General features: G+C 58.6%; 15 protein-coding genes and 1 riboswitch. Of the genes, 12 read left to right on the top strand and 3 right to left on the bottom strand.

All coding sequences use genetic code 11. From position 1 onward, the window contains the following. Window positions 1-15: 15 nt before the first annotated feature. The 11 genes from QZM35_RS00470 (at window position 16) to QZM35_RS00520 (ending at window position 9,535) form a co-directional block, all read left to right on the top strand. Complete coding sequence (locus QZM35_RS00470; protein ID WP_301775181.1) at window positions 16-159, top strand: hypothetical protein; 144 nt, start codon at window positions 16-18, stop codon at window positions 157-159. A 5-nt stretch (window positions 160-164) separates the two neighbouring features. Next, window positions 165-476, top strand: coding sequence for a YciI family protein (locus QZM35_RS00475; RefSeq protein ID WP_046549162.1), 312 nt, complete (start codon window positions 165-167; stop codon window positions 474-476). 3 nt (window positions 477-479) lie between these two features. Then, on the top strand, window positions 480-815 hold the full coding sequence (locus tag QZM35_RS00480; RefSeq protein ID WP_174975070.1) for a Rieske 2Fe-2S domain-containing protein: 336 nt from the start codon (window positions 480-482) through the stop codon (window positions 813-815). A 196-nt stretch (window positions 816-1,011) separates the two neighbouring features. After that, window positions 1,012-2,100: a porin gene (locus tag QZM35_RS00485; protein ID WP_301775182.1), complete on the top strand. Its 1,089-nt coding sequence runs from the start codon at window positions 1,012-1,014 to the stop codon at window positions 2,098-2,100. A 183-nt stretch (window positions 2,101-2,283) separates the two neighbouring features. Then, a complete protein-coding gene (locus QZM35_RS00490; RefSeq protein WP_301775183.1) occupies window positions 2,284-3,099 on the top strand; it encodes a MipA/OmpV family protein in 816 nt (271 codons plus the stop codon). An 8-nt stretch (window positions 3,100-3,107) separates the two neighbouring features. Beyond that, the gene (locus QZM35_RS00495) at window positions 3,108-3,782 is read left to right on the top strand and encodes a response regulator transcription factor (RefSeq protein WP_301775184.1); all 675 of its coding nucleotides are present in this window, start codon (window positions 3,108-3,110) and stop codon (window positions 3,780-3,782) included. Between the two features lie 54 nt (window positions 3,783-3,836). After that, window positions 3,837-5,189, top strand: a complete 1,353-nt coding sequence (locus QZM35_RS00500) for a cell wall metabolism sensor histidine kinase WalK (RefSeq protein WP_301775799.1) — start codon at window positions 3,837-3,839, stop codon at window positions 5,187-5,189. 150 nt (window positions 5,190-5,339) lie between these two features. Further along, window positions 5,340-5,443: riboswitch (SAM-I-IV-variant riboswitch) on the top strand. Between the two features lie 42 nt (window positions 5,444-5,485). After that, on the top strand, window positions 5,486-5,821 hold the full coding sequence (locus QZM35_RS00505; protein ID WP_301775185.1) for a hypothetical protein: 336 nt from the start codon (window positions 5,486-5,488) through the stop codon (window positions 5,819-5,821). 220 nt (window positions 5,822-6,041) lie between these two features. Beyond that, on the top strand, window positions 6,042-6,854 hold the full coding sequence (locus QZM35_RS00510; protein ID WP_301775800.1) for a hypothetical protein: 813 nt from the start codon (window positions 6,042-6,044) through the stop codon (window positions 6,852-6,854). 1,150 nt (window positions 6,855-8,004) lie between these two features. After that, a complete protein-coding gene (locus QZM35_RS00515) occupies window positions 8,005-8,445 on the top strand; it encodes a hypothetical protein (protein ID WP_174959085.1) in 441 nt (146 codons plus the stop codon). Then, window positions 8,435-9,535, top strand: coding sequence for an ImmA/IrrE family metallo-endopeptidase (locus QZM35_RS00520; RefSeq protein WP_301775186.1), 1,101 nt, complete (start codon window positions 8,435-8,437; stop codon window positions 9,533-9,535). Before QZM35_RS00515 ends, QZM35_RS00520 begins: the two co-directional genes overlap by 11 nt. Here QZM35_RS00520 and QZM35_RS00525 read toward each other — a convergent pair. The 3 genes from QZM35_RS00525 to QZM35_RS00535 all read right to left on the bottom strand — a co-directional run bounded on the left by QZM35_RS00525 (window position 9,532) and on the right by QZM35_RS00535 (window position 11,923). Next, on the bottom strand, window positions 9,532-10,458 hold the full coding sequence (locus QZM35_RS00525; protein WP_174959091.1) for a hypothetical protein: 927 nt from the start codon (window positions 10,456-10,458) through the stop codon (window positions 9,532-9,534). The two genes, QZM35_RS00520 and QZM35_RS00525, sit on opposite strands and share 4 nt — an antisense overlap. Window positions 10,459-10,490: 32 nt before the next feature. Continuing rightward, a complete protein-coding gene (locus tag QZM35_RS00530; protein WP_301775187.1) occupies window positions 10,491-11,546 on the bottom strand; it encodes a thymidylate synthase in 1,056 nt (351 codons plus the stop codon). A 74-nt stretch (window positions 11,547-11,620) separates the two neighbouring features. Next, window positions 11,621-11,923, bottom strand: a complete 303-nt coding sequence (locus QZM35_RS00535; RefSeq protein ID WP_301775188.1) for a DUF4031 domain-containing protein — start codon at window positions 11,921-11,923, stop codon at window positions 11,621-11,623. 309 nt (window positions 11,924-12,232) lie between these two features. Between QZM35_RS00535 and QZM35_RS00540 the strand changes: the two genes are divergently transcribed. After that, the gene (locus QZM35_RS00540; protein WP_301775189.1) at window positions 12,233-13,675 is read left to right on the top strand and encodes a hypothetical protein; all 1,443 of its coding nucleotides are present in this window, start codon (window positions 12,233-12,235) and stop codon (window positions 13,673-13,675) included. Window positions 13,676-13,687 lie beyond the last annotated feature (12 nt).

The following is a 13,687-nucleotide window of genomic DNA, read 5'->3' on the forward strand; positions in this document are numbered from 1 at the left end:
CCAACGGAGACAACCATGAGCCTTGACCACCATGACGGTGACACCACGCTGGCCGAGCCGGCCGTCGCCCGCTTCGACGGCATGCCGGGCCCGCGCTTGCATGCGCTGATGCAGCGCCGCGTGCGGCATCTGCATGCGTTCGTCCTCGATCGGAGCTGACCGCCATGGCAAGATTTTTTGCGGTGTTTGCGACGGACCAGCCGGGCATGCGCGACGTGCGCGATCGCGTGCGGCCGATTCACCGGACTTACCTGCGCTCGGCCGACCAGCACGGCGTCGTGGTGCGGCTCGGCGGCCCGACGCTCGACCCGCACGGCGACGCGATGAACGGCACGCTGCTCGTCGTGGAGGCGGACGACATTCAGGCGGTGATGCAGTTCATCGGCAACGATCCGTATGTGAAGGAAGGGTTGTTCTCGCATGTGGAGGTGCGGCCGTGGGACTGGAGCCTCGGCAATCCCGAGCAGAGAGTGTGAATCATGGACGCACGACAACTCTGCCGCGTTTCCGATGTGCCCGACGGCGGCGCGCGGGTCGTCGACGAAGCATGCATCGGGCGCCCTGTGATCGTCGTGAGACGCGGTGAGCAGGTGTGGGCTTATGTGAATCGTTGCCCGCACTTTTCGGTGCCGCTCGATTTCGTGCCGGGTAGCGTTTCGTGCTATCGGTCGCAGGTGCTGATGTGCGCCCATCACAGCGCGCTGTTCCGGTTCGACGATGGCTTGTGTATCGACGGGCCGTGCTCGGGTTCGGCGCTGGAGGCTGTGGCGGTGGAGGTGGATGCTGCCGCGTGGGTCGTCTATCGAGGCGCTTGATTCCGGTGATTTGATGAAGGGCGAGCAGGGCCGTTCAATGCGACGGCCACCGTGTTTGTCGATCAGTAAAGCTAATCATATTTCAGGTGTCTGGTAATCAATACCTGAACGACATCGATTCCTTGTGCAGCAACGAGCGAGCACCCGCCACATAGCAGGTGGTGGCCTCGCTTTTTCATAAAAAGACGGAGACGGAATGAAACTCAGGTTTGGAGCAGTGGCGATTCTCGCCGTGGCGCAGGGCGCATGGGCGCAGAGCAGCGTGACGATGTTCGGGCTGATCGACGCGGGCGTCTCTTATGTCAGCAACGAAGGTGGCGGAAAGAACGTCAAATTTGACGACGGCATATTCGCGCCCAACCTCTTCGGCTTTCGCGGCACGGAAGACCTCGGGGGCGGATATCGCGCGATCTTCGCGCTCGTGAATCAGTTCTCGATGGCGAACGGCGCGATCGTCGGCACGGGGATTTTCGGGCGCAATGCGTACGTGGGCCTCGAAAGCAACCGGTTCGGCAGTATCACGCTCGGCAATCAGTATGACTTCATGGTGGATTCGCTGTTTTCGAAGAACAACGCGATTTCACGGGATATCTCGGGGTTGTACGGCTTTCGCAATGGCCCGTTTCAACGTCTCGCGCTTCCGGACAATCCGACCGGTGCATTCGATTGGGATCGCACGGCGGGTAGCAAACCGATCGCGAATTCCGTCAAGTACAGTTCGCCGACGGTGTCGGGATTTTCCGGTGGTGCGATGTATGCGTTTGGTGGGGTAGCCGGGTCGGTTGGCGCGGACAATGCGGTCAGCGCCGGGGTGAACTACGAGATGGGGCCGTTCGGCGTGGGTGCGGCGTACACAAACGAGAAATACGGCCCCGCGCCCGGCGTGCCGTCCACCAGCGTGCGCAACTGGGGCGTCGGAATGCATTACGACTTCGGTGTCGTGACGGCGAATGCGCTGATGACCACCGTGCGCAATTCATTCAACGATGCCGGCGTGTGGATGGCCGAAGCCGGTGGGCTGTGGCACGTCAGGCCGGATGTCGTGCTCGGTGCGAAGTACATGTACATGAAGGGCAATGAAGCAGTGAACAACAACCACGCGCATCAGGTCAGCGTGGCGCTTCAGTACCTGTTCTCGAAGCGGACGATGGTGTATGTGTCGGCGGATTATCAGCGCGCGAACAACGGCGCGAAAGCGCAGGTCAATGGCGTGCTGGATCCGAACGGGGCGTCGAGTTCCGCGAGTCAGACGGTGGCGCGGGTGGGGGTGCATACGGTGTTTTGACGGGGCGTGGCACCCGTTCCTCAAGCGCGCAGGGCGACCCATGGTCGCCCTGCGTCGATATTCTCCATCACCGATATTTCCCGCAGGGTTTGCAGCAAGACGATATTTTCCTGGTAAGTGAGCGGTAAGTCGACTGGTCCTACAGTAGCCCCCGTTTCGATCGTCGACTCCAGGAAATTGATTGTGAAAACAGCCTTCCGCCGCGAACGTCCGTTACTGCTGCTTGCCGCTTCATTCGCATTTGCGTCTGCTTCCGCCTGGGCGGACGACGGCATGATCCCGCCCGATCCCGATAATTCGGGGCTGACCATTCTCAACAACGCGACGAATGTGACGCATTGGGGACTGGGTGCCGGCGTCGGCTTCGAGCCATCGACCTACAAGGGCGACAGCACCCGCGTGCTGCCGTTTCCGCTGGTCTATTTCGACAACAAATGGGTACAGGTCATCGGTACCACCGCCGATCTGAAAATCGGGAGCTGGAGCGGCGTCAGTGTTGCGCTTCGCGGCCAGTTCTCGCTGTTCGACGGATACAAGGGTTCGGACGCACCGATCCTGAACGGCATGGAAAATCGCAAGGGCGCACTCTGGTACGGGCCTGCACTGTCATGGGGCACCGGGTTCGGTACGTTATCGGGCACTTTCCTGTTCGGCGGAAACAAGGGCGAGCGCGCGAAAATCGGCTTCGAGAAGGCATTTGCGTTCGGCCAATTCTCGATCACGCCGCATGTCGGCGCGGAATGGCTGAGCAACAAATACGTCGACTACTATTACGGCGTGCGACCATCGGAGGCGCGCGCCGGGCGTGCCGCCTACAGTGCGGGTTCGACGGTGAACGTGTCGGCCGGCACGCGTATCGACTACCAGCCGACGAAGCAGCAGACGATATTTCTGGACGTCGGCGTGTCGCGTCTCGGCGACGCCATCACCGACAGTCCGATCGTTGGAAGGCGGTTCGTTCCCGAGGCAAGAGTGGGCTACATGTACCGGTTCAAGTGAGAGCGGCGATGCCGAGAGTTGCGATTGTCGAGGATCATGAGCGCCTTGCCGACATGTTGAGCCAGGCGTTGGCCGCAGCGGGGATTGAATCCGACCGGTTCGGCAATATCCGTGAAGCGGCCTACGGTGTCGACCGGGCCGACTACGCACTGCTGATCGTCGACCGCGGATTGCCCGACGGCGATGGCCTGGCGTTCTTGCGGACGCTGCGCGCGGCGGGGCGCATGATGCCTTGCCTGATGCTGACCGCACGCGATGCGTTGCACGACCGCATCGATGGACTCGAAAGCGGGGCCGACGACTATGTGACCAAGCCGTTCGAAATGAGCGAACTCGTTGCCCGCGTACGTACGCTGATGCGGCGCCCGGCGCTGCTGACGACGCTCGTCGCATCGTTCGCGGATGTGACGGTCGACCCGCCACAGCGCGCGATGTGCTGTGGTGACAGGACGATACCGCTTGCGCCGGCCGAGTTGCAGGTCATGCTGTGCCTGATGGAAGCCGCGGGCCGGACGGTACGGCATTCGATACTCGAGCATGCCGCGTGGGGGCTCGGGGAGGCGGTCACGCCGAACGCGCTCGAGGTGACCGTGCATCGCTTGCGCAAGAAACTGGCGGCGATCGGCGCAACGATGCGGCTGACCAATATTCGCGGTGCCGGTTTCGCGCTGCGGGACGCATGACGCTGCGCCGCGTCTTGCTCGTTGCCGCTTCAGCTTCAGGGTAAGAAAGCGACCATGTTCCATCATTGGATTCGACGCCTGTCGACGCGTCTGTGGATAACCAACGTCGTTGCGTTCGCCATCAGCCTGGCGCTGCTGGCTGCGCTCGCCGTGTATGCCCTCGATCGCTATCCGGCATTCCTGGGGCGGCGACAGCAGATGGAGATCGTCGGTCACGTCGTGACCGGATTGAGCTTCGATGACGCCGGGCGTCCGGTAGCCGTGCAACTGGACGGCCGTCCGGCGCTGATGTTCCGGCTCTTGCCGACCGAGGTGAAGTATCGCGTGCTCGATTCGACGGGGCGGCTGTTGCTGGCGTCGACGCCTTCGAACGGGGGCCGGCCGTGGCTGACGGAAGACCTCGCGAAGGCGGCCGGCAAGGTGGTGCCCGCCACGATCGACGGCAACGTATACGCCGTCGCCACACGACGTATGTCGAAAGGAGGCGTCGATTATTACGTGCAGGTTGCGCAAAGCAGGCAGCTTATGGACGCGCTTGTCGTGTCGAAGATCGAGCCGATCCCGAAGACCGTCGGCTATGTGCTGCTCATCGCGACCATCATTTTCGGGCTGACGCTTCCACTGACGATCAGCCACGTGTTGAAGCCGTTGCGAGAGGTGTCGCGTGCCGCGAGCGGAATCGAGCCGCACAACCTGAAGACGCGACTGTCGTCGGACGGGATTCCGAGCGAGATCAAGCCGTTGATCGATGCGTTCAACGATGCGTTGACGCGACTCGAGAATGGCTTCGCCGTTCAGCAGCGGTTCCTGGCCGACGCCGCGCATGAGTTGCAGACACCGCTCACGCTGGTCAGAGGCCAGATCGAACTGCAGCCCGACATCCGGCACAAGGCGCTTTTGCTTCGCGAGATCGACCTGATGGCTCGGCAGGTCAAGCAGTTGCTGCACCTGGCGGAAGTCAGCGAAGCGCAGAACTTCAGCTTCGACGACGTGAACAGCGTCGAAGTCGCGCGAGACGCCGTTGGCTTGCTGGCCGGCAAGGCCGATGCGAAGCAGGTGAAGCTCCATATCGAAGCGCGCGACTCCGCGGCGCCCGTCCGGGCTGACGGCGGGGCGCTCTTCATCCTGCTCAAGAACATTCTCGAGAACGCGATCAACGCGTCGCCCACGGCGGGCGTGGTCGTGCTGACCGTACTCGATGCGGCGATTCACGTCGACGACGAGGGGCCGGGCATTCAGCGGGAGCATGTCCCGCTGCTCTTCGACCGCTATTGGCGGGCGCCGGAATCAAGGTATGACGGTGCCGGTCTCGGGTTGGCGATCTGCAAGGAGATTGCGGTGGCACATCAATGGAAACTGACGGTCGATGTGCTGGCCACGGGGACGCGGTTCAGCGTGTGGTTTTAGTCTGAGCGGTTGTCGTGCCGGGCGGGGTTCACGCAGTACAAGGGCCGGATCGGGGGGCTGCGCGGTCGCAGGAGGGCTTTTCCGAGGTCCCTTGTTCGATGTTTGTTTTTCGGTATAATGAATCCACGTTCGGAATGTCGAACGTAAGAAGTCAAGCATCCAGAGTCGGATTCTCCGACGCCAACCTGCCCTCCCGGGCAAGGTGGACGCCTCTGAGGCGATGCGGCCGATTTACGGCAACGAAGCGGGAGCAGCATGGCTGGCACCGGTTCGATAACCACTCATCCGGAGCAACCATGCGTCAAGATACCTCTGCCTTCCGCCCCGCAGTCTGTGAAGACTGGTCACACTACCTCCCTGGTTTCACGCTGACGCATACGGTTCATCTCGTGTCGAGACGGAATCCGGGCATCGTCTCGACCGCGGCTGCCGTGCTCGAAGGTGAAACCGCCACGGTCGACCGTTGGGCCATCACCCGCTGTGGTGACGTTCTCGAGCAAAAGATCGTTCTCGGGGAAATGACGGAAGGGCAGGCGGTGCGGCTGCGCGAGCGACTGGCCGCGCTCGAGGGCGTGCTGCGCACGAGGGTGGAGCATCACTTCGTGCGAGCCGGGTCGGCGACGGGCAACTGAATGTCACTGCCCCCGCCCGTCGCGCTGCTGCTCGCGTGCAGGGGATTGTTGTAGTCTGGGCAATACGATAGTGTGGCGCACCGGCCTGCTGCCGAACTGACAATGATCCTATGATGTGTCGCGCAGGCGTCCGGTGAACTCGAACGGTTGGTCCGTTACCGATCGTTTGATCCTGCCGATCTCATCGTCGTTCGATCCGCCAGAAAATCAGGAGTGTGTCGTGTTTCACCGGAGATCCATGTTGGGCTGTCGGAATATCGCGTGCGTCGTCGCCGTGGCGATCATGCTGGCCCCGGTCGCGGCGCGCGCAGCGGCCGACACTGTCAACGAAACGGCGAGCGTCGCGCCGGCCGTTTCGGCCAACACGTCGCTCACGCGGCCGATCGTCGGCGACGATCCGGTTGCGATTCGGGAAGCACTGGAGAAGCTGCACGTCAAAAGCGCGTCCCCGTCCCTGAGCGATCGCGTCCGCAGCCTGATCCCCGTCGTGGCCGACAAGCACGGCCAGAACGCCGACCTGGCCGCGGTCAACCTGGATCGTGAGGTCACTTTCCTGGTGCCGGTGTCGTACGGGCTGCGATATCAGTCGCAGAAGCATCTGTTGACGGTGAACGTCGACCTGGTCGACGCCGACGGCGAAGGCCGGACAGGCATCCTGCTCAGAAAGGCCATTACCGGGCCGCGAGGGCGAGGGCTCGTGATCGCACCCGAGGCGAAGGCAAAAGGCTATATCCAACAGATCGACATCATCGAACTCGATCCCGGAAAAGGCAGGAAGTCCACCGTGCGCGGCAGCGTGAAGCTGTCACCCGCTGCGTACGCGCAAGCGCAGGGCGGGTTCGTGTTGGCTCTTTCCGGGCGCCTGGTCCGGCCTTACCTGACCGAACACATCGAGCACGCCGAGCCGAACAACGACGAGCCGACCGACATCACGACGAGGACGTCGAGATTGCACTTGGATGTCGAATCCATTTCGCTCGTGAGTCGGGCGAGTGGTGCGGTGTTGTTGAAGAAGCTGAGTTTCTCGAAATAGCGGGTTGCTTGCGCGAGGTTTTGCGCCGTTGAAGGGGTGCCGCAACGGAACATTTCGGGCGCGCGGGGTTGAGCGTGCGCACGCTGCAGCAACGTTTTTGCAGCGATGTGGGCATGACGCCGTAGCGGGTGATCTGTCGATACCGGTTGCATGAGTCCATCGGCTGGCTCGCCGATGGCGAGTGGTTGATCTCGCGGAACTGGCTCATGCCCGCTCGGGTATCTTGATCAGGCTCGCTTGACGCGCGATATCCGCAAGCTGGCGGGGAAGATTCGGGTGGAGACGTGGGCTCAGCGGCCAAGCGGGCAGAACATCTGTGGGAATCATCGTAACCTATTGATTTATAAAGATTGGCCGTTTGTGGTGCAAAAAACAGACCTCTACGGCCAATGCTCAACTACCTGCCACTCTCGGACAAGCTGCTCGTCAGGCTATCGACTCGTCTACCGTGTTCGAGGAGTCTGTCGGACGAAATCCGAGGCTTTGAAATGTGCCGGAGGTATGTACTGGAAAACCCAGGGACCTTAGTGGCAATCCGGATTAGAAGCATTTACACATCATGGTAGATGACGGATTCATTTATTTTTGTCCAACCAATCAACGACTTGCCGTTGGCGAAAACGCTTCTCGCTTAGAGCTGCCTGCCACGAAATGAGATGGCAATGACGCCGAGCACGACTTTGCGCGTATTTGGATTAGAAGCGGTTAAGCTCGACTGACGGGCATTCCTGGTGATGAGGGGCAATCTCGAGGCTCCTCAGCATCCTACTTGGCTACGCACGAATCGGTCATCGAACCGGACATCTTCGGCGGCTCGGGGACGACGGGCACCGTGTTCCGCGTCCCGAGGCCCAGTGCCGCAGCCTCCGTGTCCCCGTAGGCGTGCTCATGCCGAATGATTCCGAGCGATTTTTGCGTTCGCGACAGATGTTCCGTCGGGTCATTCTGTTCGGTCGTGTCTACAAACTGCCAGGCAACCCCGGCGATTCCGAACACGCGGCGAGGCGTGGCGTAGGGTATAGACCCTTGTGTTAGCCTGTTGGCCTGCTATTGGCACGGGCGACTTCCCAATCACATCGGGCGTCATCGGCCTATACTGAATTGTTGATAGAATCTCACGCCTGAAGCGTGCATCAGGGTTCTGGGGCCGATGGCTTGCAGCTCCCCTCAAGTTCGCGCAATCTATCACGACGATGACGCTCGCTATGTGAGCGTTTGGCTGGCCTGCTTCTCGGCCGCCGGCATAGCTCATACGATGCCCATAAAACTGGCGTTTCAAGACGAGAAGCTCCGAGCAGTGTGCGAGAACACGGTTTCGGCAAAGCGGAAGTACGGGGAGGTGGCCGGACCGTCGATTCACGCTCGGCTAGCGGACTTGCGTGCAGCGAAGTCGCCGATTGAGTTTGTTGAACTTGGCTTCGGAAGCTTTGACCAGGCAGCACACGACAGGATTGTCATCTCCATCGCGGGCGGATACCGTATGCTCGCGGTGGCAAACAATCGGCCCCCTCCTGGCGCACCGGGAGCATTGGAGTGGGCGCAGGTGACGCGCATGAAAATCGTATCAATCGAGCGTACCAATGAGAACTGAAGCCGAATTCGCACCGATGTGGGCGGTTCCGCCTGGTCGCACAATCAGCGATTTGATGCAGTCGCGAGGCATAGCCTCGACGCGCATGGCTCGCTCGGTCGATATGTCTGCGGACGACTTTGATAGCCTCCTGCAAGGAAAATGTGCTCTCACGGCGACCATCGCGAAGCGTCTTGAGGCTAAGCTTGGCGGCTCGGCTGGCTTCTGGTTAAGCCGCGAAGAACAGTATCGGGAACAGCTGGCCGAGTTGGTAGGTAGTGTCGACCCAGACAGCAATGAATATCAGGCTTGGCTAAAGAGCCTCCCCCTCAGGCAGATGCAAGAACTCGGCTGGGTCGAGCCGACCAGGGACAAGCGAGAAAAACTTCGCCGATGCCTTGAATTCTTTGATGTGCCGAATTTGGACGCTTGGCGCCGCACGTATTCTGATACGAAGGGTGCAGCCGCGTTTCGTACGAGTGACACGTTCGAGGAGGACGAGGTCGCGACTGCAGTGTGGCTTCGGCGCGGTGAACTGGAAGCAGGAAAGATTGAGTGCAAGAAGTGGAATCCGGCACTCTTCGAATCTCAGCTACCGAAGATTCGAGAACTGACCAATATTCCCAATCCATCTGAATTTTTGCCGAAGCTTCAGCGGCTTTGTGCTGAGGCTGGAGTTGCCGTTGCCATTGTAAAGGCCCCGAAGGGTTGTCGCGCGAGCGGCGCTACTTTCTTTGGCGGCCCAGACAAAGCTGTACTGTTATTGTCGGTCCGATACCTCAGCGATGACCAGTTCTGGTTCTCGTTCTTCCATGAAGCGGGGCACCTGGTCCTACATTGGGACGCCGACTTGATGATTCTCGAAACCTCGGATGGTCCAATGTCTCCCCAGGAAGAGGAGGCCAATAAGTTTGCAACGGAGCAACTTATTCCTCCTCACCTGCAGGCACGCCTGGCTGAGGCGTCGAAGTCGCTCAAGGGCATCATGAGACTCGCTCGTGATGCCGGGGTATCGTACGGCATCGTCGTTGGACAGATGCAGTTCCGTGGCTTAGTCAGTCAGAAAATCTATAACAACTTGAAAAATCGTTACAAGTGGAATGCCATTTAGCCGCGGAACGGCTCGTACTTTGCAGGACTTTTTTGCCAATTACAAAGCGAGTCCTCAATCACTTGCATGTCGACACCCAGAGCTTTCCCGAGTTCGATTGCGAGTTCATCCAACTTCTTCTTCGAATAGGTCTTGTTGTCGACGGCTCCGCTGAAGATTAGGCGCGCACCGCGTTCCGGGCCTGTCGCATGAACGATGTATGCTGACGGAGGTTCGATTGCGACAAGCCCGACTTTGGCAATCATCGTCAGGTAATCAAACTTGGCAGTTCGACCGAACTGCTGAACTGCCTTCATCTTTTTGTACAGGTAATCGAATAGCTTCTTGGGGTCGTCTCCGGCCTCAGCTTTTGCATTTGCAAAGAACGTCGTATGTGACCGCTTCGGGCCAATCCATGCAGCGTAGCTCTTGAGGACGATGTCGAGCTCCCCTCGACTTTCATACTTGCGGTGGTTTCCGAACGGAAAGTCCTCCTTCTGAGCCTCAATGTCATCGAGATGTTGATGGAGCCACAGCGTAAACTGATTTGGATTCCTTGAGAATTTATCCCAAGTCCAAGTGAATTTGTCGTTGTAGGCGCCGTAGACCATTCGCAAAAGCCCATAGCCTTTCTTCAGGTGCTTGCCACAGACCACGAACAGAAAGACCAGCCAAAACGCCTCGTCTATGTTGCCATTGCGCATATGCTGAATCGCAGCACGCAGCGGGTCGAACATCTCCGCGTTCTTTGGGTCGAGGCGCTTTGGAGAAATCGGCCGAGCCGCGATTGCCTGTATGTAGTCGATGCGTGCGACGCTATCGACAATTTGAGCGACCAAGGCTTCGCGTTCTTCGACGGTTGATATGCCAGGTAGGACCTGCCCATCTAAACGATACGCAGCAAGGATTGCATCGAGCTTTTGAGTGAGAACTGGATTCTTCATGTGTAGGCCGTCTACGGTGTTGATTCAGTCAACTACCGTTTATTGGAGTCGACGCTTGCTGGTTGTTGAGCATCGAGCGCCGCGCCATCAAACAACATCGGCGTAGAAGGTGTTGGCACTTGTCGCTGACGCTTTGCTATGTGAACGTCGAAGACATCGGTTGTCATTTGCTCTTTGATGCCGACTAGCTTTTCCCGGTCCGCTTGGCGAGCCCCTTTGCGAGAGTAGCGATACACCTGCAATAACCGCACAAGGTCGGCCCAATAGGAAGGAAGGTCGTCGAGCGCTGGTTGCTTCCCTTGGCGGACAGTGCGCTCAGCTCGTAGTACCTCCTCTACCATCGGCCAAGGGTCACCTGCCGGCATTGGAGGCATTGAAACGCGCTCTTGGTAGCCTTCGTCGAGGTAGTCGAATACTGACTGTGTGTCTGTTACGTAGAGGTGAAGACTGCCGACTGCGTGTTTGTATTGACCTACTTCGACTCCCAAGGAGCGGGCGATTAGTTCTTGCAGCATGGTGAATGCGAAGATGTCGTGGGGCAACCCCATGAAGGCATCGTTCGAACGCATCATGACCATTGCATGTAGTTGATGGTCTCTGACGGTGAACTGGAGAGTACACGTGCAGGGAAGGTCTTTGCGCCTCTTCTCGAGATTTTTGGCAAGGTCTTCCCCATGAAAGAGCTGAATGACAGCCCGGCGAGAAGGGGAGCTTGCCTGGAGTGTCCGGATGACGTTTTGTACTTGGTTGGGTGCGTTGTCGGAGCCGAATAAGCGTGGACCGTAGGCACCGAAAATCGTCTCGTCGTCGTCGGAAAAATCCGAGTACGTCTTGATGTAATACTGGATGAAGTCCAGTTTATCGGAACCTGAGAGATACCAAAGGAATTCGCCTAAGCAACTGAAAACAGTATTCTTTCTTTCGCTTTGGCTTAGTCTGGACCTTGGGTTTTTCAAGAGTAGAAGCGCGCCGTTTATTTCGGTTATGGCGCCTTTTGTTGGAACGATGTCACTTGCGCCGCGCTTTCTCAGAAGGCGACGATAAACCTTGTTCAGCAGGTCATCGATTGTGTCTGCGGTCAGGTACATAGCCAGAGCGGCACGCCAGGCGTGGTCTATCGCCAACGAAGCCGCAAAAGTTGAGACGACGCGAAACTTTGAGCTCAGTCAAACAATCTCAACTGAGCGTTTGCTCTTGCAAGCGATTCATGAAGTTCGAGTTTCAATTGGCGACCGCGCGCAACGAGCGTGCGTCGGTTAGCCTGCATGGCACCTCGGCTCAACGCTAGGTCTCTCACTTCGACAGTGACGTCATAATGCGGTAGTGATGCCTTTGCTTGGAACCAACCGCGCTTCAGCCCCAAGGAATTCGCGAAGTCGTGCAGTTCATCCAGCGAATCGGCAACCAAATGGCACCACTGGCGGCCACGCCACGCTATCCGAGCGTTATCCACATAGACCGCCACCGTCTCTCCCCCGCAAAAAACTTTTACTTCTACTCCGTAGGATGATACCCGAAACCGGTTCGAAGGTCATAAAGCTCATCGGTATGCCTTCAAATAGAACAACACCTTGGCGGCGCTCGCTCGCGATGGCGTCAGACGACCGCTGAACGATGCCACAGTTGATAGGAGCAAGCCATGTCATGGCTTCGGGTTTCCAGCCGTCATAACGCGGCCCTATTGGTCGACCGAATCCGTTCCGAGCGCTCGCTCAGCTGTAGCTGCAGTTGGCCGCTTTGCCAGCAGCCCCTCACTCCGAACGAGATAGAACACATGACGTACGCCGAGGCGATTCGCCCAATCCGCAACCGGCTCCGGAAATTTTCCTACGGCAGCGTTTTGGCCGAACTGTCTCGGTTCATCAAGGCCGAATCGACATCAGATGATGGGAAGCCACACGCGCCATGGCTCGCCGAGCGCGTAGCAGTCTGGGTGTTGCGCGATGAGCCGCGTATGTATGGTTTTGTGGAAATCTCTCGGCAAGAGTTACGACGGTGTATCGACCAAGCCTGGAAGCTTGCTGATTTGGCGTTCACTGGATTCGGGCCCGGTCGCTCGTTTCACCTCGCACTTCGGTCGTGGATTCTCCCGCAGATTCCACACCAACGAGAGCAAGAGCTGGGACCCTTCGCGCGTCAGATTGACCTCATCAATCAACTGCAACCGAACTCGCATCTCTACCGTCTGTTCGAAGACAACTTGGGCATGCCGCCGATGGACTTTCTCGGCATCGCGACCCTCTTTCGCAAACATTCACTCGAAGATATTTCGACAGTCATTGCCCCGAGATACCGAGCTGGTCTGCGGGACATTTTTGGCCGAGTACCGGTCGAGCGGTTCTATCAAACCATGCTGATCCCTCGCGAGGTGACTGCGGAACAGTTCGACGAGGTCAGCACGGACGAATGGTTCCAACCGAACCTGCTCTACAGGTCCCCCTTCACACGGCTTAGCAATGATGCTTGGTATTTTTGGGGGCGCTGTTGCCTTGACCGTAACTTGGGATACGCGTTGAGTGACATCGTTGGTCGCAGCGAGAATCCCGGGATTCGACAGAGCTTCGAAAAGTTGTTCGAAGAGTACGTCGGGTGCAGCCTAAATCTGACTGGCCTCGAGATTCTGAGCGAAGAGCAAGTTCGGACCCGTTTTTCGGTCGGCGGCAAGTGTTGCGATTTCGCCGTTTTAGATGGGGTTGATGTTGTGTTGCTCGAGGTCAAGAACAAGGCCTTGACTCACACACTTCCCGCCGCTGGAACAGCACGAGATTACGCATCAAAGCTTAGTGCGACAGTGAAAAAAGCGGATGGACAACTGAGGAATGTCGAGACTTTCGTACATAAGACCTACCCCAACGCAGCCGTGCACAAGGTCGTCATCACCTACGGTGACCTCTTTGCGGCTGAGACGGACCAGCTATTCACGGCAAGTGCAGACCACTTTGCATCGGGAAACCCGGTCTACATTCTCAGCGTCGACCACGTCGATAGGCTTATCGAGGCTGTCCGCCTGAAAAAGTGCGGATTCGCGATGTTTTTTGAAGACTATACGAGGCGTCGAAGCATCCCGGAAAAGCGTCTTTTGCTGCTGTCCGACCTTTTGAACGAGGCCCCTTACCGAGGCCCAGAGCTGCCGCCTCACCTTTTCGATGTCTACGCCCCCTTCTACGAGAAGTTGATGGAGCGAGCGAGACCGAAGCAGATGGCGACAGCCTCCTGAAGCTGGCGCCAC

This window comes from Burkholderia sp. AU45274 (genome assembly GCF_030482505.1).
Taxonomy (GTDB): domain Bacteria; phylum Pseudomonadota; class Gammaproteobacteria; order Burkholderiales; family Burkholderiaceae; genus Burkholderia.